Raw genomic sequence first — 21,601 nt, 5'->3', positions numbered from 1 at the left:
GAGCACCTTGGTCCAGCCGCCGCGGGAGGCGGACAGGGCCTTGACGTGCCCGGCACGGGGCAGCATCCCGATCTTGGCGCTGGAGGTGGTGGCCCTGGCGCGCACGTTGACGGTGGCGGTCGCGTAGACGAGCTTGCCGGCCTGGCCGGCGGGCTTCGGTGCGACGGCAGCCTTCGGGGCTGCGACCGGCTTGGGGGCGCTGGCCACCTTGGTGGGCTGCGCGGGAGCGGCGTGAGCCTGTTCCACAACCGATCCCATGACGGCGACGCCGGTGGCTGCACTGATGGCAACGATGCGGCGCAGGGACCGACTGTGGCCCGAGGTCTGAGTGTTGATCATGTCGAGTTCCTTCCGCTGGGGGCCAACGGAGGCCCGGCGACAACCCGACAATAAGGACAGTCTGAGAGATTCTCAACTTTTTGTCGGAACTTTCGCTCCCCGGGCGCCCCGTGGACGGCCGCCCGATGGCCGTCTGACGGCGTCCTGAGGACGTCGCGAGGGCTTGTCAGGGCAGGGTGACAGTGCTTTCGGTCGGTCGGATCTCATCACCGCTTCAGACTTCACAGCCGGGTCGAGATCGTCTGTCAGCGAGAGCGGTGGTCAGTGGGATCCGACGAATCGCGTCACCAGGCGGTGCAGGGCGGCGACGGTGAGCTCGAGATCGGCCACCGACAGGTGCTCGTCGGTCGCGTGCCAGCGACGGAGCATCTGGCCCAGAGTGCTCTCGCGGTGGTAGAGCGAGAACCCGTAGCCGAGGCCGCCGAGCGGGCGGGTGAACTGCATGTCGGAACCGCCCGAGCCGATCACGGGGACCACTGCGGAGTCCGGGAAGAACTCCTTGATGGTCTCCTCGATGGCGGTGTAGAGCGGGGTGTCGGTCGGGCTGACGGTGGCCTCGGCGCTGATCAGGCGCTCGATCTCCACCTCCTCGGCAAGATCACCGAGGGCGGCGCGCAGAGTCTGGTCGACGTCGTCGTCGGTCTGTCCGGGGAGGGTCCGGATGTCCAGCTCCAGGCTCGCGGTGCCCGGGATGACGTTGATCGCCTTGCCGGCGCCGACGACGGTCTCGGCGACCGTGAGGTGGGAGACCGCGTGGGCGTAAGGGGCCAGATCCCCGAAGGCCTCGTAGACCTCGTCGGAGGCGCCGGCCAGCAGGGCCTGCTCGGTGGCCGGGTCGAAGCGGAAGAAGCTCACGAAGTGGCGCCACAGGTCGTCGTGGGCCGAGGGCAGCGGCATCTGTGCCAGCCGGGTGGCCACCTCGGCGATCTTCTGGACCGCCGAGGTCTTGCGCCAGGGCATCGAGCCGTGGCCGGGCTGGGTGTGGACGGTGAGGCGTCGCTGGGCGGCTCCCTTCTCGCCGACCGCCACCACGACGGCGTCCGACCCGTCACTCGCCTGCAGGTGCGAGCCGCCGAACTCCGAGATGCAGTTCCGCCAGTCGAACGCATCGGGCTGGTGGGCCGTGATCCAGCCGGCGCCCAGGCCGCCGCGGGCCTCCTCGTCGGCGACCGCGGCGAAGGTGAGGGTGCCGTGCGGGCGCCCGGAGGTCGCGATCTCGCGGGTGACCACGGCCATCGCCGCGGTCAGGCCCATCATGTCGACGGTGCCGCGGCCCCAGATCTGGCCGTCGACGATCTCGGCGCCGAAGGGGTCCCTGGACCATGCCGGGGCGTCGACCGGGACAACGTCGGTGTGGCCGAGCAGGGTGAGCGGTTCGGCCTGCGGGTCGGTCCCCTCGATCGTCACGATGAGGGAGACGCGACCCGGGTGGGGTTCGATCCGCCGGGTCGTGACGGGGGTGCCGGCGAAGAAGGCCTCCAGGGTCTCGGCGTTGCGGACCTCCTGGCCGGAGTCGGGGGTCAGGTCGTTCTCGCAGGCGTTTCTCACCAGTTCCTCGAGCAGCGCGAGGGTGGTTCCGGCGAGATCCTCCGGTCCGCGCGGGGAGTCGCTGGAGGGTGTGGGGTAATTGGTGGGCATTGACGCTCCTGGATGAGTTCTGGACCGGTCTTCGCCGTGCTGGATGGTTGGCCGCGACCCTACCGGTCGGAGCGGGGTGGTCCCGGGGGTGATCAGGGTCCGGGCAACCTGGGGTGCACGCCGGCGTGAGAGCCGCGGATGGGATCTGTGTGGGGAATCTCCGTCAGGGTCTTGACGGGGCTCGTTGCGTGTGTTGCACTTGTGGAAACGATTCCATGTAATCGTTTCCAAGCCTCTTCGGAGCACGCGGTCCGACGGTGTCGACGGGCCGCCCCATGACGTCCATCTCTCAACGCTGAGGACGGTGCAGACGCGATGCGCAAACCCACGATCAAGGACGTCGCGGCCCGGGCGGGAGTGTCCGTCGGCACCGTCTCCAGGGTCCTCAACGGCAGCACGGCGACCTCGCCGGGCGCCCGGGAGGCAGTTCTGGCGGCGGCCCGAGATCTGGGGTACCTGCCCAATGCGCATGCCCGGTCACTGCGGTCAGAGCACAGCGGCACCATTGCCGTCCTGGTCCCCGACATCAGAAATCCCTTCTTCGCGGAACTCGCACGGGTGGTGGAGAAGGCCGCCCTGGACCGGGGCCTGGCAACCCTGCTGTGCAATGCCGATGAGTCGGCCGAGCAGTTCGACCGCTATGTCGGGGTGATCCGCCGGCAACGGGTCGACGGGGTCGCGATGATCCCGATCAGCGAGGCCCACCGGGCCATCGACAGTCTGGTCCAGGACGGCATCCCGGTGGTCTTCCTCGACCGCCACATGCGGGGCTCCGGGATTCCCTCGATCGTCAGTGACCCGGATGCCGGCGTCTGCCAGGCGGTGGACCACCTGCTGGCCTGCGGTCATCGGCGGATCGGCGTCATCACCGGGCCGATGGCCTCATCGGCCGGCCGGGAGCGATACGAGGCCTACTGCCGTGCGATGGCGAACCACAGGCTGCCGGTCGACCAGGAGCTGGTCGCCAACGGCGACTTCCAGGAGAGCTCCGGTGAGCGGGGAGCCGGTCTGCTGATCGACCGGGGAGCCAGCGCGATCTTCGCATCGGACTCCCTGATGTCGATGGGGGCGTTGAGGACCTGCCACACCAGGGGACTGCGGATCGGCGTCGACATCGACCTCGTCGGATTCGACGACCTTCCGGTCTTCACCCTCACCGACCCACCGCTGACGGTGGTCGACCAGCCGATCCAGGAGATCGGCGACCAGGGGGTCGAGATGCTCGCCCGACGGATGGCCGGCGAACTGCCGGACAGTCGGCGTCTTCCCACCCGTCTCATCGTCCGGGCCTCGACGAGGGCCGGTCGTGCCCCGGCCGTCGCACCCGCATCACCCATCCCTTCCGCATGAGAGGAGGAGCCATGTCCGAACCATTGCAGTCGGTCCTGAGACTCGACCATGTCACGAAGAGCTTCGGCCCGGTGACGGTGATCGACGATGTCAGTGTCGACGTCGTCCCGGGGCGCGTCCGCGTCCTGCTCGGCGAGAACGGCGCCGGAAAGTCCACCCTGATCAAGATGATGTCGGGGATCTACCACCCGGACTCGGGATCGGTGATCATCGACGGGCATCCCGCCGAGCTCCCCGATGTCAAGGCCGCCGAGGTCCAGGGCATCGCCGTCATCCACCAGGAACTCAACCTCGTCCCACAGCTGTCGGTCGCCGAGAACATCATGCTCGGGCGTACCCCGAGCCGAGGCGGACTGGTCCAGTGGAGACCCCTGCGACGCAGAGCCGAGGCCGCCCTCGAGCGGATCGGCCTGAACGTCTCGCCCGAGAAGCTGGTGGGCGAACTGAGCTCGGCCCATCAGCAGCTGGTGGAGATCGCCAGAGCCCTGTCGACGGATGCCCGGGTACTCATCCTCGACGAGCCGACCGCAGCGCTCACCCGCAGGGAGTCGCGGCAGCTCTTCTCGGTGATGGACGACCTCAAGGCCCGGGGAGTCGCGATGGTCTTCATCTCCCACCACCTCGACGAGATACCGAGGGTGGGAGACGATGTCACCGTGCTTCGCGACGGCGTCGCGGTCGGGGAGGTGCCGGCCGACACCCCGGAACCCGAGCTGGTGCGGCTGATGGTCGGCCGGGACATCGAGGACCAGTTCCCGCGGCACCGCAGCGAACCGGGGGAGGTCCTGCTGGAGGTCGAGGGACTCACCCGACGGGGAGACTTCGACAACATCAGCTTCGAGGTCCGCGCCGGAGAGGTGCTCGGCCTGTCCGGGCTGGTCGGCGCAGGCCGCTCCGAGGTGGTCCGGGCGATCTTCGGCGCCGATCCCTACGACTCCGGCACCGTGCGGGTCCGCGGGGAGAAGCTCCCCCGGGGCAGTGTCGGCGCCGCCATCTCCCGCGGGGTGGGTCAGGTTCCCGAGGAGCGCAAGTCCCAGGGGCTGGTGCTGGCCGGCAGCGTCGCCGACAACATCGGCTACGCGACACTGCGCTCCACCTCCCGCGCCGGTCTCGTCGATCGCAGAGGTCAGCGGCAGCGGGCGGCCGAGGTCGCCGAGAAGCTGCACATCCGGATGGCAGGCCTCGACCAGGCCGTCGGCGATCTGTCCGGCGGCAACCAGCAGAAGGCGGTGCTGGGACGCTGGGTGCTGGCCGGATCCTCGGTGCTGCTCCTCGACGAGCCGACCCGCGGTGTCGACGTCGGCGCCAAGGTCGAGATCTATCAACTCATCAATCGGGTGACCGACTCGGGCGGCGCCGTCGTGATGGTCTCCAGCGAGCTCCCCGAGGTCCTCGGGATGAGCGATCGGATCGCGGTGATGGCCAACGGCCGCCTCACCGGCATCGTCGAAGCCGACTCGGCCACCGAGGACTCTGTCATGACCCTGGCCGTGAAGAGTCTCGACTGAGACGCCCCCGCACCGCATCGTCGCGGCCCGGTTCCCGAGCCGCACCCGTCCTCCACTCCTCATTTCTCGGGGGAAAGGAATCAATGATCATGAGCAGCACCGTTGCCGCTCCCGCAAAGGTCTCCCCGGCCAGACGTGTCGGCCACTGGGCCCTCAACCATGGCGCACTGGTGGGCCTCATCGTGCTGTGCGTGGCACTGTTCATCGCCACGCCGGCCTTTCTCACGGTGTCCAATGTCATCAACATCGGCATTCAGACGGCTGTCGTCGCCATTCTGGCGTTCGGCATGACATTCGTCATCATCACCGCCGGAATCGACCTGTCGGTCGGGTCCCTGGTGGCCTTCTCGGCGATGACCTGTGCGTGGATGTTCTCCAATGCCGGACTGCCCGGGCCGCTGACCCTGGTCATCGGCCTGCTGGCCGGCCTGGTCGCCGGAGCGATCTCCGGGCTGGGGATCGCCTACGCCAAGCTGCCGGCCTTCATCGCCACCCTGGCGATGATGAGCATCGCCCGCGGCCTCACCCTGGTGATCTCCGACGGCACGCCGATCGCCACCCCGGAGTCGGTCAACTGGCTGGGCGGCGACATCGGGCCGATTCCGGTGCCGATCATCATGATGGCCCTGGCCTGGCTGGTCTGCTGGTTCCTGCTGTCGCGCACGGTGCTCGGCCGATCCCTCTACGCCATCGGCGGCAACCCCGAGGCCGCCAGGCTGTCGGGCCTGCCGGTGAAGAAGACCCTGGTCACGGTGTACGCCCTGAGCGGCGTCTTCGCCGCACTGGCCGGCCTCGTACTGGCCGGCAGGCTCTCCTCGGCCCAGCCCCAGGCGGGGGTCAGCTACGAGATGGACGCCATCGCCGCGGTGGTCATCGGCGGTGCGTCGCTGGCCGGAGGCGCCGGCAAGGCGAGCGGCACCTTCATCGGCGCGGTGCTGCTGGCAGTCATCCGCAACGGCCTCAACATTCTCAACGTGTCGTCGTTCTGGCAGCAGGTCGTCATCGGCTGCGTCATCGCTGTCGCCGTCGGGTTCGACGTGTTCCGCAATCACAAGAAGTCCTGAGAGAAGAACTCGTAACAACCGTTGCAATGGCATACCGGAAGTCGTTCCGGATGCCTTCTGAAAGGAAATGAACAATGCAGTTCAACAAGATCTCGAAGACCATGGCTGCTCTCATGGTGGGAGCCCTGGCGGTCGGTGGACTCGCTGGGTGCAACCGCGACGGGGGTGCGGCCAGCGGGTCGAGCGCCGACAAGGGAACCGTCGTGCTGGCGGTGTCCACCCAGACCAACCCCTTCTTCGTCCAGCTGGTGAACGGCGCCAAGGCGGAGGCGAAGGCCAAGGGGGTCACCCTCCAGATCCAGGACGCCTCCGACGACGCGGCCACCCAGGCCAACCAGATCTCCAACGCCATCTCGACCGGGGCGAAGGTGGTCATCGTCAACCCGACCGACTCCGACGCGGTGGCCCCCTCGGTCAAGGCCCTCAACAAGGCCAAGATCCCGGTGATCGCCGTCGACCGGAGTTCCTCCAGCGGAACCGTGGACTCCTTCATCGCATCGGACAACGTCGCCGGCGGCGCCCAGGCGGCCAAGGAGCTCGCCACCAGCATGGGTGAGAAGGGCGACGTCATCCAGCTCCAGGGGACCCCGGGAACCTCCGCGAGCCGCGACCGCGGCAAGGGATTCACCCAGGAGATCGCCAAGTACCCCAATATCAAGGTGGTGGCCAAGCAGACCGCCAACTTCGACCGCTCCAAGGCTCTCGACGTGACCACCAACCTGGTGCAGGCACACCAGGGGGTGACCGGCCTGTTCGCCGAGAACGACGAGATGGCCCTGGGTGCCATCTCTGCTCTCGGATCGAAGGCCGGCAAGTCGGTGAAGGTCATCGGCTTCGACGGGACGGCCGACGGGCTGAAGGCGGTGGCGGCCGGAACGATGGGCGCCTCGATCGCCCAGCAGCCGGCGCTGCTCGGCAAGACCGCCGTTGACCAGGCCGCAGATCTGCTGGCCGGCAAGAAGGTGCCGACCACGACCCCGATGAAGGTCGTCACCGTCACGAAGTCGAATGTGAAGGACTACCAGTGAGCGTGCCCATTGTTGTCGTCGGATCGGTGAACGCCGATCTGCGGGCCACCGTCGAGCGTCATCCCCAGCCGGGGGAGACGGTCCTCGGCGGTGACGGCACCGTGACCCCGGGCGGCAAGGGCGCCAACCAGGCCCTCGCCGCGGTGAGGGCCGGCGGCCGGGTCGCGATGGTCGGCGCCGTCGGCCGCGATCCGAACTCCGACGCCGCGCTGCGCCTGCTGAGGAGCCAGGGGCCCGATCTTGGCGCCGTCGACGAGGTGGACGGACCCACCGGGGTGGCCGTCGTGATGGTGGCCGCCTCCGGGGAGAACGCAATCATCGTCATCCCCGGGGCCAACGCCACCGTCGACGCCTCGGCGGTGGAGCGTCACCGCGACCTCATCGAGGGGGCCGGGGTGGTGGTCTGCCAGGGCGAGATTCCGGTGGACGGGATCGTGCAGGCATCCGAGCTCTGCGAGTCGGCGGGAGGGCGGTTCATCCTCAACCTCGCCCCGGTGATCGAGGTGCCGTCCGAGCTGATCCTGCGGGCCGACCCGCTGGTCGTCAACGAGCACGAGGGAGCCTTGGTGGCGGCGATGTTCGACGCCGGGGCCGACACCGAGGCCCTGGAGGCCGACCCGTCGGCCTGCGTCGACCTGCTGATGTCACAGGGCTGCCGCTCGGTGGTGATGACCCTGGGGTCGAAGGGCTCGTTGGTGACCGTGGAGGACCAGGTGCGCGCGATTCCGGCGGAGAGGGTTGAGGCCGTCGACACGGTCGGTGCCGGGGATGCCTTCGTGGGAGCCCTGGCCGCCCGGCTCGCCGATGACGGGGATCTCGAGTCGGCCTGCCGCAGTGCGTCGGGATTCGCCGCGCTGACGGTCACCCGGCCCGGGGCGCAGGCGTCCTACCCGACCGCGGAGGAGGTTGCAGCGACATGAAGCGGCAGGGGCTCCTCAACCCGCAGTTGTGTGCGGCGATCGCACGGTTGGGCCACACCGACACCTTCGTCGTCGCGGACTGCGGGCTGCCCGTACCGCGCGACGTGCCGGTCGTGGACCTGGCTCTGGTCTTCGGGATTCCGAGATTCGCGGAGGTGCTGTCGGCCGTCCTGTCCGAGGTCGTCGTCGATCACGCGGTGATCGCCGGCGAGGCGGTGGGCGCCGAACCCGAGGAGTGGGTCCGCGGCGGGATCGACAGGGTGCTGACCGTCCCCCACGAGGAGCTGAAGCGGCAGGTGGCCGACGCCTCCTTCGTGGTCAGAACGGGAGAGACGACCCCCTTCGCCAATGTCATCGTGCACTGCGGGGTGCCGTTCTGAGGCCGGACCGGCCATCACAGTGATCGTTCCCACTGAGCATCCCTCCGGCGTGGGGCCGGAATCGCGGGCGATCGGGCCCCGGGATTGCGAGGATGAGGCATGACCATGAGTGACGGCCGGCCGGTGATCGGCCTGGTGGGTGCCGGCGGGATCAGCCGGGCCCACCTCCCCGCCCTGCTGGAGCTTGGCAGCAGGGTTCTGGTGCTGCGCCGGACGGGGGCCGAGGCGCTGGTCGCCGCACATTCGGAGGCACCGGTACCCCTCGAGATCGTCGACTCCCTGGCGGAGCTGCTGGACCGCTCCGATGTGGTGGACGTCGTCACCCCCACGCCGACCCATCTCGACATCGTGAGGGCCGCTCTGGAGGCGGGTTGCGACGTCGTCTGCGAGAAGCCGCTGGCCCGCACCGCCGCCGACGCCCGGGAACTGGCCGACTGCGCGGCCGCCACCGGCCGCCGGCTGTTCCCCGCCCACGTGGTGCGCTACTTCCCCGAGTACCTCGCGCTCAAACGGGCGGTGGACCGGGGCGAGGCGGGCAGACTCGCGGTGCTGAGATTCCTGCGCTCGGGATCCTTCCCGGCCAGCGGCTGGTTCGCCGATCTGGAGGCCTCCGGCGGGGTGATCATGGACCAGATGTTCCACGACCTGGATCAGGCGCGCTTGATCGCCGGACCGGTGCGAAGTGTCTCGGCGCTGAGGACCCGCAGCAGCCGCGACGGCCACCGACTCGAGGTCGGCCATGTCATCCTCACCCACGCCAGCGGCGCGATCTCGCAGTGCTCGGGGGTGTGGGGGCCGCCGAGTCTGACCTTCTCCACCGAGTACGCGGTCACCGGCGACGCCTGGACGTTGCGCCACTCCTCCCTCGACGGCGGAGGTGGGGCGGCACTGGAGGACGATTCCTCCGACGTCCTGGACCCCTATGGCCCGTACACCGCCCAGCTGCGGGAGTTCTTCGCCGCGATGACCGGCGGACCGGCACCCCGGGTGTCGGTGGAGGACGGCGTCGAGGCGGTGCGGATCGCCGAGGCGGCCCTGGAGTCGGTGGCCACCGGGGCGCCGGTGTCCCTGGTGCCGGAGGCGTGACGCCGTGGAGGTGACGATCGACATCGGCAAGTCGGGATCCCGGACGCGACTGCACGAGACTCCCGGTGGTCTCCCCGGCTCGAGCTCAGCGCCGGTCGAGGTCGAGGGGCCCGGGATCGATCCGTCGACTGCCGGGCGACCCGATGGGGCAGCCCGGGTGGCCAGAGTCGTGCGGGAGGCCGTCGCATCGGCTGCGGCGCAGGTGCCGGGCGGGCAGATCACCTCGATCGTGGTGGCGAGCACGGCCGTCCCCGCCGATGCCCGGCCCGTGGCCGACGGCCTCGCCGAGCGGTTCCCGGCCGCCCGGATCGCCATGTTCACCGATCACACCGCCGCCCACGCCGCGGTGCTCGGAGAGCCCGGGGTGGCCGCGACGGTGGGCACCGGGGTCGGCGTCACCGCCCTGTCCCGACAGGGTGCCATCACCCGGGTGGACGGCTGGGGGCCCGATCTGGGGGACCGGGGATCGCCTGGCAGATCGGCCGCGAGGCACTGCGCGCCGGATTCGCGGCACACGACGGTGTCGGGGAGGCCACCGCCCTGGAGGAGGCGGCCAGGATCTTCTGCGGAGGGATGGAGCTGGCCGACGCGGTCCGGCTGCTCGCTGCCGAGGACCGGGTGGCGCGGATTGCCGGTTTCGCCCCCACGGTGTGCGCTCTCGACGACCCGGTGGCGCGCGGCATCGTCTCCACGGCGGCCGAGGATCTGTTGGCCAGCCGGGCCAGCGCGGCGATCCGATCGGGGACCACGACGGTGGCCTGCCGGGGCCGGTTGCTGCTCAACGACCGGTTCCGGACCATGATCGAGGAGGACTGCTGGCTGCGGGGCTGGGAGTTCCGGCGGCCGCGCGGCGACATCCTGGACGTCGACCACGACCTGCTGTTCGCCGAGCCCTACCGGCGTCACGCCCTGGCCCTCAGGTGGCGGCCGGGCCGGTGAGGGTCGCGATGGCGGTGAGTTCGGACAGCAGACGTCGGGCCTCGGCGGCGTCGGCGTAGGAGCTGGTCGCCTCGTAGCTGCCGGCCCGGTGGGCGTCCTCGTCCGCCAGATAGCCCAGGTAGTCGTCGGTGTAGCCGATGACCCGCAGGTCGCCGGCGGTGGCGAGGCGGCGTCCCCAGTCGTTGGGCAGTTCGACGGGCACCGCGAGGTAGCGCACCGATCCGATCCGCAGGTCGTGGACCGGGGCGATGAGGGTGTGCGGGCCGGGATGCGCCGCCAGGGCGCGCAGGCCGGCCAGCCCTTGACTACGGGCGAGTTGCTGGGAGTCGGCGCCCGCGGTGGTGCTGCCTGGAGGGTCGATGGTGGCCAGCTCGGCCTCGGCGTCGCGGCGGTTCAGGACCAGGACGTGACGGTGGCCGCCGATTCCGGCTGCGGAATCCACCGGACGGGCCGATTCGAGGGCTGAGAGGGCCCCGGCGGCGACCCGTCGTCCGATGCGGATGGCCTCGGCCGTGGTGGGGCAGCGGCGGGTGAACCGGGTGCTGACATCGCCGGCGGCGCCCTGGAGGAAGAGCACCGGGACCGCTCCGAGGGAGGTTTCCAGGCCGTCGCGCAGCCCGGTGACCCAGTCGGGGGACCAGGCGGTGCTGTCGGGGCCCAGCACGGTGGGGTGGCATGCGTGGTCGACGATTAGGCCGATGGGGCCGGCGGAGTGGTTGCCGGGGAGCAGGGCCGCCAGGACGTCGACCGTGGTGTCGACCGGGCGGGCGGGGTCGTTGCGATTGGTGCCCACTCCGGTGACTGACGCGACGCCGCGGACCAGGTCGACCGAGCGGACCTGGGGGAGGGCGGACCCGATCTGCTGGGCGACCGCGTCGATCTGCGCCAGGTCGAGGGCGGCCGGAAGCAAGGGATGGATGGTGCCGCACCACGCTCCCGGGGCCGAGTGAGTGTGGCTGGCGCTCACCAGGACAGTGGCGCCCGGAAGCTGCTGCCGGACGGCGGCGCGGATCGCTGAGTGCAAGGGGCGGCTCACCGCCAGGGCGTCGATGGCGACCCACACGAGGGCCGTGTGGGCGGCGTCGGCGGAATCGATGCTGGTGGGCCGGGTGGTGTCGGGGGCGTGCCCGCGCAGGGGGGTGCGCGGGACCTGGAACCGGGCGATGGTCGCGGTCAGCGGCGCAGAGCTGGTGCGGGCGCGACGGTCGGCCACCGCGTAGCCGGCGAGCAGACCGTGCGGGGGAGTGGGCAGTGCGGTGGTGGCGAAGCCGGCGCTGATACGCATGATCAGATCATGGTCAGATGTTGAAGCTGGTGTAGGTGTCCACCGGTGTGCCACGGGTGCGCATCTGGCCCACGACCTCCACGGTGATCGCCTGGGCGATGAGGGCCCCGGTGAGGGTGGAGGTGGCCCCGACGCCGCCCTGCTCCCCGTCGACGGCGGCGTCTCCGGGTGTTCCGCAGTTGTCGATGACGACGTCGGCCAGCTCGAAGAGCCGCTTTCCGCTGGGGGCCCGGGAGGTGACCGATCGGGAGTGGGCCATCGAGGTGATGGCGATCACGGCGACGCCGCGCTGCCGGGCGCCCTCGGCCATCTCGACCGGCACCGCGTTGCGTCCGGAGTTGGAGGCGATGACGATGACGTCGCCGCGGGTCGGGCCGTGGACCTCCAGGAGGTCGTCCGCCAGGCCGGCCCGGCGTTCCAGCAGGGTGCTCTTGGCGAGGCTCTCGTGGAGCATCAGGGCCGGTTCGAGGATGGGGTGGATGTCGGTGAGTCCGCCCGCCCGGCCGTAGAACTCCTCGGCGATCATGTGCGAGTGCCCGGTGCCGAAGACCCACCACCGGCCGCCGGCCGACAGGGTGTCGCAGATCAGCCGGGATGCGTCGAGGATGGCGTCCAGCTGGGTGTCGACGACGCGCTGGCAGGTCTCGAGTTCGGCGGTGAGGAGATCGGATGCCGTGTAGGGCATGGGTGGTGCCTCTCGGGTGGTGGGGAAGCGGGGGTGGGCGTTAGTGGCTTTGGTGATCAGAGCCATCTTCCCAAGTGGTCGAAGTCGTCGGTGTGCCAGCCCGCGTCGGTCTCGGGCGCGTCAATGGTTCTGGATCCCTCAGCCCAGATAGAGCGCGGCCTCAGGACCGCCTTGCCCGGCGCTTTCTCGATGCGGCGCTCCAGCCATGGCGCATGGGGTTCGTCACCTTCCCCTCACTCGGCCTGCGCATGAGTTGGAGCCCGTCCAGATCAACGACCTCCCAGTCATGCTGGTGGACCTTGAACGCCAGTCGCTGCTCATTTCTTGTGGAGTAGATGAGAATCGCTCGACCGTTCTTGCACATTTCCTCCACTCGCATCCACAGGAGATCGCGGATCCGCGCTGGGACGTGTCCTATGAACACCCCGGGGCTGACCTCCAGCAGCCAGCGTGTCAGATGTCCGCGCAACCCGGCGGGGCATGCCGTCAGCACGAGCACTACCATCCAGGTTCCTGTCCCCACGCCTTGCCGGCGTCGACGGTACCGACCTTGTCGTCCCAGAGCTCGACGACATCCCACCCAAAGCCGTCGTCCCCGGCGCCGTCTGCACCAAGCACACGGTGGATGTCCCGCACGCATCGCGTCAGGAGTTTTGCTTCGAACATCGCATCGCGCATTGCTCTGCGAGTCTCCGATGGGATGTCCTCGATGTCCCTTCGTGAGATGACCTCGAATGCGACAGGGACGGCGATCTCCGTCTTGTACAGGTCGGCAATGTCGTACACGAATGACCTGTCATTGCCCACATGCACGAAGCCAAGTCCAGAGGAGAGACCGAGGGCGACTGTGACGGCCTGAGCAACACCGTAGAGGCAGGTCGTTGCCGCGGTGAGCGCCTGGTTGGCGTCGTCCGACTCGTCGAACTCCTGCGGCTTGTAGCTGCGCTTATCCCAGTCGATGCCGTACTTGTTTGCCGCATCGCGGTATGCCTGACGGACGCGTGCCCCCTCGTGGCCGCGAAGCTGCTGCATGTTCAGACCGTCTGTGACGTCGTCCGGGAAGCGGATCTCGTACATTCGTCTGGCAACTGCGAGTCGCTCATTACGGTTGGACACCGCCGCAGCCTGAAGGTCGAGGAGTTTTGTGGTGCGGGCGAGAGGCCTCCCGTGCGCGTAGTACCTCACGCCCTTCTCCCCCACCCAGACGGTGGTGGCCCCGCTGTCGGCAAGCAGCATCATCGCTTGATGGGAGATGTTCGTCCCCGGACCCAGCAGCAGGGCTCCAATCATCGCCGCCGGAACATGGATGACGCCTTTCTCATTCGTGGCGGTGATGGCGTTGGCATCGCGATGGACCAGGCAACGCTCGAGGTAGACGAAGCTCAATCGGTCCTGGGCACGCGCAAGCTCCTGGACCTCGGCGGGCCGTGCTCCCGGAATTGGTGCGGACATGCTGGGGCAACTCCGACTCAGCGCGGCGGTGCCAGGGTCAGCAGCCCGCAGCCGTAGCCCTTTGCGGGGCCGATGCCGTGAGTGAGCGCATGTCGCAGCTCGTCGGCGTCTCTGATCTCGAGGGTGCCGTCGAATGTGGCAGTCGACAGAGTTACCGTGCGACCAGTCCCGTCGGTACGCCTTCCGAACTTCAGCAGATCACGCCTTGTGACGGTCACAGCGGGTTTCCCGGAGCTGTCGGCAGCAAGTGCGAAACCACATCGTTCAGCGCGCTTCACCAGCCACTCGAGCTGCTGTGTTGCAGTGACGTGGCCGACGCGCTGTCCTCTCTGTCGAGGTTCTCCGGCCGGCCTGCGGGAGACGGTGGGGTTGGCAGTGAGCCGGAAACGCCACACAGTCCCCGATCTCAGGCCAAGGAGGAACGGATCGTAGTCCGCGGTACGCGCGGGACTGCCCGTCTGCCATCCTGCCTGTGCGTTGAGGGCTCGCATGTCAGGGCTCAACGGGCTTGCGATCATGAGGCGGACATCATGGCGCTGAGTGCCGCGATCCAGTCGCCAGAGGGTTCGTCCAAGGTCGGTCGAGGACTGGTCCGGCGGGAAGCATCCCAGAACGGCTGCGTGGACACGTTCGGGAGAGCCGAGGAGCCGTTGCGCTTCCCTTCGTCCTGTGTTGACGTCAAACTGTGTGAGGAACATCTTCAGACCCCTCCCAGGGCGGCAAACCAATCAGGGGTGTCGTCGCCGTCGGGATTCGGTTTCGACACTCGGTCGGTGGTCACCGATCGCCAGCCGTACTGCCGGCGTGTCGGATCGAAGCTGATGGGGACGTCCCTGACCGTGTCGCCAAGTTGGCCAGATTCTGCATCGATTGCGATGGGCAGGTCCACAGATCTGGGAAGCCGTCGGCGTTGCCACAGACTTGCATGCCATGGCGCGTCCTTGAGCGCAGAAATAAGATCTCCATCGACGAGGCCAAGGCTGATCTGTCCCTCGGCGGGGCACGAGCGTCGTCCGAGGTAGAGCGGAAACTGCGGATCGCGGATCGCGCCATCGAGCCCTTCCAAGAGATCTCGTCCGCCCTCGACTCCTGCGATGAACACGGCGTCCGAGAGGTAGTAGCGGTTGGACAGCGGCATTGCAGGCGCGTCGCCCTTCTTGTCAGGGTGGGCCCAGTCGTGGGCCGTCTGGAAATCTCGCAGGACCGTCCCGGGTTGATCGGTCCGAACTCCGAACCGCAGAGTGAGCAGGTCCTCGATGCTGTCAGTGCGGCGAATGCCCTTCGCCGCTGCGAGGAGGCCGAGCACACCGCTCTTTGTCGGTTCTCGTCGAGTGCTGCGTGTCTGGAACCTGCTGTCTGCTCCCCAGGACTGAAGTGGGCCGGCCAGACGAAGCAGGAGGACGGTCATGACTCGACCTTGACCAGAACTGCGGAGACAGCCTCCCGAGTCCGGTCCAGAAGCTCATCCAGCGGGAGATCGGTACCCATTGACTCGACAGCGCTCGTCCGCTCGCCGACGTGCGTGACGAACGACGCAATCGGGGCGCCCAGAAAGGCCTTCTCGCTCTGTGTCGCATATGTGGCGAGGGCACTGCAAGAAGCCTCCACGAAGCCCTTGCCGGTGTTGGGAACCGCGTCCTCGAAGGCACCGACGAAGCTGGAGGATCGTCCCTGCCTCAGCTGCACCGCCACGGCATCCGGGAAGGTGTTGTTCGCGAAGGTGTTCTGTTTTCCACTCGGCATCGAGAGGATGAAGCCCTGGGCGAATGCCATGGCCGCCTTGGCGGCCATTTCCGGATCCCCAAGGTTGTGCTCGAGCTCGGTGAGGTCGACAGTCGCGAATCGGTAGAGGGTTGATGAGTTGAACTCGACGTTTCCGATCATGCCGGCTCCCGCGTCGTCCTCATCCAGCTTGTAGTCATCGACGGCGGTGAAGTAGTCGGACTCGGTCTCGACAGCATGAGTGCTGATCGCGTGTGCCACTTGCACGGCAGAGTCCACATTCAGGTCCTTGGAGTCGGCGACCATCCGTCCGAACAGGGCAACCTCGATGCCGTGGTCGGAATCAGCCGCCGCCTTGGCGTCACGCCCCGAGACCTTTCCGTCGCTGGCAGCCGCGAGATCGGCGAGACGATCGATCTGACGAGTGGAGTAGAAGACGAGGTACTGCGTCTGCTCGATGGGCTCTGACCCCGACTCGTCCTTCTTCTTGCGCTTCTCCGCCTTCAGCCCAAGAGCCTTGACGACGGCGAGGGCCCTGTCCTGACGCTGGTCTCCCGGTACCTCGGGGTGGTGATCTCGGAGGGAGTTCATGATGAGCTCAACGACCCGGAGGGTCCTCGCACCGCGTTCATCGGGCGGAAGGATCTCCTTGAAGGCGTTCCGCACGGCCTTCTTCCAGGCTTGGCTGCTGACACGAGCTCGACGAACGCCACCGTAAAGAGCTGACTTCGGTGCGCCGGTGTCATCGCGGTTGACGTTGCTCGGGGGGACGGACTGCAGGACGTGGATGTCGAGGTAGTAAGCGCTCACTTCTGGGCTCCTTCAATGGTGGTGGGCTGGTGGACTGACTCGTGCGAGGCGGGCTCTCTGTGATGGAGCTGGCGACCCCAGGAAAGGATCGTGCGCGGCGCATTGCCGCTCGCGATGCTCCACAGATCGGCCGCGAGGCGGCCATAGTCGAGGCCGACGGATTCGCCTCGCAGAAGGGTGACGATTCCGCGAAGGTTCTCGAGCCTGATGTGGGACGACTGTGCTCGGCAGAGATGCTGGAAGCGCGAGATGGTGCCGGGATCCCATTCCTGACCGCCGGACCGTCGCTGGGAGAGGATGCGTACGGCGTCTCCGAGTCCGACGCCCCTCTGGTGCATGGGTTCTGGTCTCGACTGTTGATGGATCGCGTAGAGCACCAGGGCTGCATGGACCGCCTGCTCGGCCGCTGAGGCTGGTGCGCTGCCACGCCCTTGGAGTTCCTGTGGGAGCGGGTCCAGAGTGAGCTCCCACAACGAGGGGTCGGCCCCAGGCTGGTTGATGTCGGCATGACGCAGATTGGCCAGATCCCGAACCGCCTTGGGATTACGAGGTGCTCGGGTGTAGCCACTCTGGAGCGGCATGATGGTTGTCACAGCGGCATTTGCCACCACAAGCCACGGCTTGTCTCTCATGAGTTCTCCTTCCCATCGGTGCTCGGGACATCTCCCGGAGTTCCTGTGGCATTGCGTGCGGTGGTCTCATCGGTCAACGCGGGAGTGGCTCTGCTGACTCTCCACGTGAACTTCCGCCATGCTTCGGCGGTGTCGATGAGGTCTTCTCTGTCGGTATTCGGAACAGCGACCATTCGCCCAGTTCGCGCCACATCGCCTGCATCGAGGCAGAGTTGAAATCCTTCGCGGTCGATGACCTCTCTGAGTGAGTGCTGCCATGCTCTCGTTGCCGAATCGGGGTCGGTGGTGCTGGTGAGGTGCGCGAACCACGATCGGTACACCGGGTCGATGGTCGCGAATGCCGTCTCCCAAGCATGGGACCGGTCGGCGTCGGAATCCGTTCCCGCCGCTCGTGCCAGATCACTCGCCAGGTTCGCCAGGCATATGGCAACGTCCTGAGCAGTCTGAGCTGCCGTCACGGCGAGAGCTGCGAGGGCATCCTCGCCAAGAACGGCGATCGAGGTAGGGAGACTGTCGTCGACCACCGATGTGACGACAGAGTTCTGCGGGCCGTACTGCATGCCGATCGTGCGCAGGACGATCATCTGATCAGCCGCTAAGAAGCCCGCTTGCCGGGCTGATGCCAGCCAGTCGATGACTTCTGGGCGTATCCAGTCCTTGTCGTGAGAACGGGTCAGAAGAGGCTCGAGGCCCCGCCAGATCGCTCGTCCTGTCTCGTGAGCGCGAGGCATGTAGACGTCGTGTCCTGCCTTCTTGGACTGCGGCTTGCTGAACCGCCAACCAGTCATCGGGTCGTTGCCGAGAAGGCTCCCCCACTCGACCTTGTCGCCATTGCACAGCAGGACGTCGTCGATGCGCCCAGCATGCTCAAGGAGTCTGATCCGTCGTGACTGCCAGGTGAAGAGATCGGCAGGCCCGTTGGGAACGGGGTGATCCCAGTCTTCTCCTGCCCCTTGAGGCTCGCGCTCCCAGATGGGGACATCATTTCGGGGGTCGGTCCGGAGGACAAGGTTCAGGAGGAGCGTGTGACGCAGGGAGGATCCCTCGGCGATGACCAACCCCATATTTCCGGTGATCCCAGTGCCAATCGGGTAGCCTCTACCGCCTTTCACCCGATCATCTCCGACGGCTCCCGACTTGATTCCCGAGATGTCAAAGGCATGGCAATGGATGAGCCAGCGTGCCGCCTCACCGAAACTCAGCGACTCCACACCCTCGCCATCCCGAGTGGTGAAGAACCGAGAGCCCGCCGGAACCTCGGCAATGATCTTCACCAGTCCCGATGTACCGCCCTTCTCCGTGTGCAGGTCTGCGACCTGCATAAAGGGACTCTCGGCACCGAGAAGGTTGAAACGGTTGCGGTGGCGAGCGAGGTAGCTGTCGATGTCATCGATGGGAAGCGTGCTGGCGTTCCACCACTGCCCCCACTGGCGAAGGCAGTCGTCCTCGGAGCGCCGTCGGGCAGTTGCGCGCATCAGAATGGCTTCCAGGAGGCGGAGGACTGCGGCATCCTGAGTCGGGATCTCTCCGGCGATGCTCTTGATGTCTCCTGCGTGCTCGAAGACGTCGCGTAGAGACAGTTCGTCGACGGTTCCGTCTCGTCTCGTCACCGCCACCCACGGGTCAGTGATGAGGTTGAACTCTGTCATGACGCGGCTCCATTCTGTGTCGTGGTGTCGACAATGAGTCCGAGTTCGGGGCTGTACCGGACCGGGTGGTCGGCTAGTGATGTGAGGCCGTGCTCGTCGAGCACGAGTGCCAGCTGACCGCGTAACCACGGAGACTGCTGCCAGCCGCTGAGATCGATGGGCCCGGACTCCAGATCGTCGATCACCCTGTCGACGATCCAGCTTCCGGAGAGGGAATGAGGCAGAGCGATCGTGCAGGATGCTGCGGCACGAGCCAGTTCGTTGCTTGGTGGACCGAACAACGGGAACGGTGCTCTGGAGTACTCGCCGATCCTGTCAGGCAGGCGAACCTGACCGTCCTCATCTCTTGTGACAACCACGACCTCGATGGAGTCCTCGGAATCTCGCACCTGGCAGAACCCCTTGGGGTCCTCGGGGTCGGAGGCCACCTCCTTGATGAGGCCATCGAGGTTGCTGGAGTCGATCGGGTCCTTGAGCAGGAAGGTCTTCGCCCTTCCAACCGATCTTTGTCTCTTGGTTCGCGCGTCTCGGGCGGCACTGCCGGCCTCGGCGCTCCACGACGGAGGAACATCGGGCCTGGCGGAGTAGGACCGGGCGACGAGGTGTGGAATGTCGGTGGGCAGCGTGATTCCGTCGCTGGTGGTCTCAAGGAGTACGGCTGCGGAGCGGACCAAGGCATCTCTCCCGTAGACGGCCTGGCTCCCGCGGTCGAACTTCGGGGGTTCGGCACTCCAGTCGCTCACGCCAGTCAGGAAGCAACGGGCTTCGCTCAGGCCGTGGGGGCGTGCTCGGTGGTGCCTGTGGAGACGTCCGATCCGCTGGAGGACCAGGTCGGTCGGGGCCAGGTCGGTGAACATGACGTCAAAGTCGATGTCCAGCGACTGTTCAAGCACCTGGGTACCCACGACGACGATCTTGTCGGGTCTGTTCCCGGCATCACGGCCGAGGCGATCGATGAGATCCGCCTCCTTGGAGGCCCTGTGCGGGGCAAGAAAGCGCGAGTGCAGCAGAACCACCTCGCAGTCGAGGGCGTCTTGGAGAATGGAGAACGTCTCCTGGGCCCGACCAACGGTGTTCCGGAGGACCCCGGCACAGCCACCATGTGCAAGTTGGGCTCGAATAGTCGCCACGAGCACGTCGGTGGTGTCATCCAGCGGTCTGATCGATACATGAGTCGTGCTGTCACGGTAAGGGATCGGCGTGGCCGATACTGTGGCTGAGGATGTGGTGAGGAGCGGGTAAGCATCGCCGGTATCGGGGATGTCCGGCGCATCCCCATGAGTGAAACCGTCTGCATAGGCGGCTATGAGCTCTTTGCGCTGGGATGGCGGAAGAGTCGCGGACATCAAGATGACCGGCGTTCGATAGGCACCCAGCCATTCCAGAACGCGCTTGAGGTAGGTGCGCATGTATTCGTCTGCCGCGTGCACCTCGTCGATGATGACGACCTTGCTGGCCAGGCCCAGATGCCTGAGGACAACGTGCTTGGCCTTGAGCGCGGCGAAGAGTCCTTGATCGATCGTTCCCACGACGTGGTTTGCGAGAATTGCACGCTTGCGCCCCATGAACCAGGAGTGGACCAATGCGGCGGCCTCGCGGTGGACACCGTGCTCTGAGAGACCGTCGGTATCAGAGTCGTCATAGACGGCGACATCGCGGCTCCAAGGCATAAGCCCTTGGTACTCGTCGTTTAGCCCGGCTTTGGAGTGTGCGAGGCTGATGCTCGCGGTGCCGACGGACGGGACTTCATCCAGCCAGGCCCGGATTCGCGAGAACATCGGGTTCGATGTGGCCATGGTGGGTAGACCGAAGAAGATGCCTCCCAGCCCGAAGCGCTCAGCCAGGACTTCTGCGGCAAGTTCGGCTGCTTCGGTCTTCCCCATCCCCATCGGCGCCTCGAGAGTGAGGAGGCCGGGGGTCGCCATACTGCGGGCTGCGACCAGTACGGCGCGCTGCATATCGTTCGGGGATCCGCTGCGGATACTGGGGAATCGCTCTCTGAATAGTTGTTCGGCGTTGGCATCGGAATGCTGAGGATCCCAGGGGCCGGGCAGGTGCAGGCGTCCAAGAGCCAAGCTCACGCGCTGGGCGGTGGGTTTCGGATCACCGTAGGGGAACAGACGCTCCTCGCTGGAGATCCAGTCCGCCATGATGACCAGGGCCTCGGTGAGCACCTGCACTGTGACGGGGATGTCCTTGGTCATCCAGTGAGCAAGGTAGCTGTCTGCCGATGTGAGCTCCGCCATGCGATCGCAGATCTCATCGCGTACCTCATGCCAGCGCGGGGGCTCCTCGGCGAGGATCTTCTCTGCATTCTCGACTTCCGCCGCGGTGGGGTTGGCGCCGTGGTGACCACCGATGATGCATGTGAGGTGCTCTGCAAGCAGCGGGTCTCCGTCGTAGCGACGTTTCAGCCAAGACCGTAGATGGCTCTGCCCAAGGGCACCGTGTGGCTGTGGATGGGCAATCCGTGCCGGACCGACGAGGCCTTGGTCCGCCATCTGACCGCACAGATAGCCCATGCCCACCATCTCTGCTTTAAAAGCGAAGTGTGTGGAAGCTTTTCCGATGTCATGAACCCCAGCGCAGAATGTGAGGAACGCCACCGTGCTGTCTTCGCTACCGAGAGCCTCGACGAAGACTGACTGGATGCTGCCAGGTTGCTTCGCCCAGAGTTCACGCACGACGCCAGAAGCATCCTCAAGGTGCTGAACAAGTGGTAGCCAACCACCAGTGTCGGGATTTGTCTTACCCCAACAGGACCTGGTCGCAGCTGACCACGAGTCGAGCATCGATGCTCCTTCCCAAGGACCATCACCGTACTGTCCGGCGGTCGCGGGCGTCAATTCGGAAGGCGGCACTCAAGTCAAACTGCCGGTAGGGCTCTGGGAGCCGTAGAAGCTGAACGCAGTGCAAGCGACTGTATCGACACGTCCAGCAAAGAGGACCGAGGCTAACGTGGCTCATCCCCGCATTCGCGGGGAACACCGTGGTGTCTCTCAATGTCTGTGCTGCTCATGAGGCTCATCCCCGCATTCGCGGGGAACACATCTCCTCGTCGGTGCCCGTCGAGCCCGTGATGGGCTCATCCCCGCATTCGCGGGGAACACGCTG

Annotated in this window: 20 protein-coding genes; 8 read left to right on the top strand and 12 right to left on the bottom strand. The window is 66.9% G+C overall.

Features of this window, described 5'->3' with window-relative positions:
- The coding region (locus H590_RS0112390; protein ID WP_028703783.1) for a hypothetical protein at positions 1-339 on the bottom strand (339 nt) is incomplete at its 3' end.
- 261 nt (positions 340-600) lie between these two features.
- Entirely contained in the window at positions 601-1,977 is a 1,377-nt protein-coding gene (locus H590_RS0112385) for a M20/M25/M40 family metallo-hydrolase (RefSeq protein WP_084149507.1), read from the bottom strand.
- Positions 1,978-2,292: 315 nt separating this feature from the next.
- On the opposite strand from H590_RS0112385, the gene H590_RS0112380 reads away from it, so the two are divergent.
- From H590_RS0112380 to H590_RS0112345, 8 genes are all read left to right on the top strand, one after another.
- Positions 2,293-3,327: a LacI family DNA-binding transcriptional regulator gene (locus tag H590_RS0112380; RefSeq protein ID WP_028703781.1), complete on the top strand. Its 1,035-nt coding sequence runs from the start codon at positions 2,293-2,295 to the stop codon at positions 3,325-3,327.
- Between the two features lie 23 nt (positions 3,328-3,350).
- Positions 3,351-4,835: a sugar ABC transporter ATP-binding protein gene (locus H590_RS0112375; protein ID WP_028703780.1), complete on the top strand. Its 1,485-nt coding sequence runs from the start codon at positions 3,351-3,353 to the stop codon at positions 4,833-4,835.
- Positions 4,836-4,924: 89 nt separating this feature from the next.
- Complete coding sequence (locus H590_RS0112370; protein WP_036982392.1) at positions 4,925-5,899, top strand: ABC transporter permease; 975 nt, start codon at positions 4,925-4,927, stop codon at positions 5,897-5,899.
- Positions 5,900-6,000: 101 nt separating this feature from the next.
- Entirely contained in the window at positions 6,001-6,927 is a 927-nt protein-coding gene (locus H590_RS0112365) for a substrate-binding domain-containing protein (protein WP_414973658.1), read from the top strand.
- Entirely contained in the window at positions 6,924-7,847 is a 924-nt protein-coding gene (locus H590_RS0112360) for a ribokinase (protein WP_028703777.1), read from the top strand. Before H590_RS0112365 ends, H590_RS0112360 begins: the two co-directional genes overlap by 4 nt.
- On the top strand, positions 7,844-8,227 hold the full coding sequence (rbsD, locus tag H590_RS0112355; RefSeq protein ID WP_028703776.1) for a D-ribose pyranase: 384 nt from the start codon (positions 7,844-7,846) through the stop codon (positions 8,225-8,227). Before H590_RS0112360 ends, rbsD begins: the two co-directional genes overlap by 4 nt.
- A gap of 99 nt (positions 8,228-8,326) precedes the next feature.
- Positions 8,327-9,313 (top strand): Gfo/Idh/MocA family protein, encoded by a 987-nt coding sequence (locus H590_RS0112350; protein WP_028703775.1) that lies wholly within the window; start codon positions 8,327-8,329, stop codon positions 9,311-9,313.
- A 573-nt stretch (positions 9,314-9,886) separates the two neighbouring features.
- Positions 9,887-10,252 (top strand): hypothetical protein, encoded by a 366-nt coding sequence (locus H590_RS0112345; protein ID WP_028703774.1) that lies wholly within the window; start codon positions 9,887-9,889, stop codon positions 10,250-10,252.
- Here H590_RS0112345 and H590_RS17490 read toward each other — a convergent pair.
- From H590_RS17490 to H590_RS0112300, 10 genes are all read right to left on the bottom strand, one after another.
- On the bottom strand, positions 10,230-11,537 hold the full coding sequence (locus H590_RS17490; protein ID WP_028703773.1) for a hypothetical protein: 1,308 nt from the start codon (positions 11,535-11,537) through the stop codon (positions 10,230-10,232). The genes H590_RS0112345 and H590_RS17490 overlap by 23 nt on opposite strands.
- Positions 11,538-11,550: 13 nt before the next feature.
- Positions 11,551-12,222: an SIS domain-containing protein gene (locus H590_RS16635; RefSeq protein WP_036982381.1), complete on the bottom strand. Its 672-nt coding sequence runs from the start codon at positions 12,220-12,222 to the stop codon at positions 11,551-11,553.
- 160 nt (positions 12,223-12,382) lie between these two features.
- Positions 12,383-12,727, bottom strand: a complete 345-nt coding sequence (cas2e, locus tag H590_RS0112330; RefSeq protein ID WP_028703772.1) for a type I-E CRISPR-associated endoribonuclease Cas2e — start codon at positions 12,725-12,727, stop codon at positions 12,383-12,385.
- A complete protein-coding gene (gene cas1e, locus H590_RS0112325; RefSeq protein WP_028703771.1) occupies positions 12,721-13,674 on the bottom strand; it encodes a type I-E CRISPR-associated endonuclease Cas1e in 954 nt (317 codons plus the stop codon). Before cas1e ends, cas2e begins: the two co-directional genes overlap by 7 nt.
- Before the next feature lie 17 nt (positions 13,675-13,691).
- Positions 13,692-14,372 carry a type I-E CRISPR-associated protein Cas6/Cse3/CasE gene (gene cas6e, locus H590_RS18060; protein ID WP_084149506.1) on the bottom strand — a complete coding sequence of 227 codons (681 nt, stop codon included), beginning with the start codon at positions 14,370-14,372 and terminating at the stop codon, positions 13,692-13,694.
- 2 nt (positions 14,373-14,374) lie between these two features.
- Positions 14,375-15,082 carry a type I-E CRISPR-associated protein Cas5/CasD gene (gene cas5e, locus H590_RS0112320; protein WP_028703770.1) on the bottom strand — a complete coding sequence of 236 codons (708 nt, stop codon included), beginning with the start codon at positions 15,080-15,082 and terminating at the stop codon, positions 14,375-14,377.
- A complete protein-coding gene (cas7e, locus tag H590_RS0112315) occupies positions 15,079-16,206 on the bottom strand; it encodes a type I-E CRISPR-associated protein Cas7/Cse4/CasC (protein ID WP_028703769.1) in 1,128 nt (375 codons plus the stop codon). Before cas7e ends, cas5e begins: the two co-directional genes overlap by 4 nt.
- On the bottom strand, positions 16,203-16,838 hold the full coding sequence (gene casB / locus H590_RS18055) for a type I-E CRISPR-associated protein Cse2/CasB (protein WP_084149505.1): 636 nt from the start codon (positions 16,836-16,838) through the stop codon (positions 16,203-16,205). Before casB ends, cas7e begins: the two co-directional genes overlap by 4 nt.
- A complete protein-coding gene (gene casA / locus H590_RS16630) occupies positions 16,835-18,487 on the bottom strand; it encodes a type I-E CRISPR-associated protein Cse1/CasA (protein WP_071161762.1) in 1,653 nt (550 codons plus the stop codon). The genes casB and casA overlap by 4 nt, the downstream gene beginning before the upstream one ends.
- Positions 18,484-21,279: a CRISPR-associated helicase/endonuclease Cas3 gene (locus tag H590_RS0112300; RefSeq protein ID WP_028703767.1), complete on the bottom strand. Its 2,796-nt coding sequence runs from the start codon at positions 21,277-21,279 to the stop codon at positions 18,484-18,486. Before H590_RS0112300 ends, casA begins: the two co-directional genes overlap by 4 nt.
- Positions 21,280-21,601: the final 322 nt, after the last annotated feature.

Source organism: Acidipropionibacterium jensenii DSM 20535 (assembly GCF_000425285.1).
GTDB lineage: Bacteria > Actinomycetota > Actinomycetes > Propionibacteriales > Propionibacteriaceae > Acidipropionibacterium > Acidipropionibacterium jensenii.
This window is presented reverse-complemented; position numbering and strand designations above follow the sequence as displayed.

Bases quoted from the DNA above. Each gene is read 5' to 3' on its own strand.
- H590_RS0112385 (WP_084149507.1), bottom strand. From the start codon at position 1,977: ATGCCCACCAATTACCCCACACCCTCCAGCGACTCCCCGCGCGGACCG.
- H590_RS0112380 (WP_028703781.1), top strand. From the start codon at position 2,293: ATGCGCAAACCCACGATCAAGGACGTCGCGGCCCGGGCGGGAGTGTCC.
- H590_RS0112370 (WP_036982392.1), top strand. From the start codon at position 4,925: ATGAGCAGCACCGTTGCCGCTCCCGCAAAGGTCTCCCCGGCCAGACGT.
- H590_RS0112365 (WP_414973658.1), top strand. From the start codon at position 6,001: ATGGCTGCTCTCATGGTGGGAGCCCTGGCGGTCGGTGGACTCGCTGGG.
- rbsD (WP_028703776.1), top strand. From the start codon at position 7,844: ATGAAGCGGCAGGGGCTCCTCAACCCGCAGTTGTGTGCGGCGATCGCA.
- H590_RS0112350 (WP_028703775.1), top strand. From the start codon at position 8,327: ATGACCATGAGTGACGGCCGGCCGGTGATCGGCCTGGTGGGTGCCGGC.
- H590_RS0112345 (WP_028703774.1), top strand. From the start codon at position 9,887: ATGGAGCTGGCCGACGCGGTCCGGCTGCTCGCTGCCGAGGACCGGGTG.
- H590_RS17490 (WP_028703773.1), bottom strand. From the start codon at position 11,537: ATGCGTATCAGCGCCGGCTTCGCCACCACCGCACTGCCCACTCCCCCG.
- H590_RS16635 (WP_036982381.1), bottom strand. From the start codon at position 12,222: ATGCCCTACACGGCATCCGATCTCCTCACCGCCGAACTCGAGACCTGC.
- cas2e (WP_028703772.1), bottom strand. From the start codon at position 12,727: ATGGTAGTGCTCGTGCTGACGGCATGCCCCGCCGGGTTGCGCGGACAT.
- cas1e (WP_028703771.1), bottom strand. From the start codon at position 13,674: ATGTCCGCACCAATTCCGGGAGCACGGCCCGCCGAGGTCCAGGAGCTT.
- cas6e (WP_084149506.1), bottom strand. From the start codon at position 14,372: ATGTTCCTCACACAGTTTGACGTCAACACAGGACGAAGGGAAGCGCAA.
- cas5e (WP_028703770.1), bottom strand. From the start codon at position 15,082: ATGACCGTCCTCCTGCTTCGTCTGGCCGGCCCACTTCAGTCCTGGGGA.
- casB (WP_084149505.1), bottom strand. From the start codon at position 16,838: ATGAGAGACAAGCCGTGGCTTGTGGTGGCAAATGCCGCTGTGACAACC.
- casA (WP_071161762.1), bottom strand. From the start codon at position 18,487: ATGACAGAGTTCAACCTCATCACTGACCCGTGGGTGGCGGTGACGAGA.
- H590_RS0112300 (WP_028703767.1), bottom strand. From the start codon at position 21,279: ATGCTCGACTCGTGGTCAGCTGCGACCAGGTCCTGTTGGGGTAAGACA.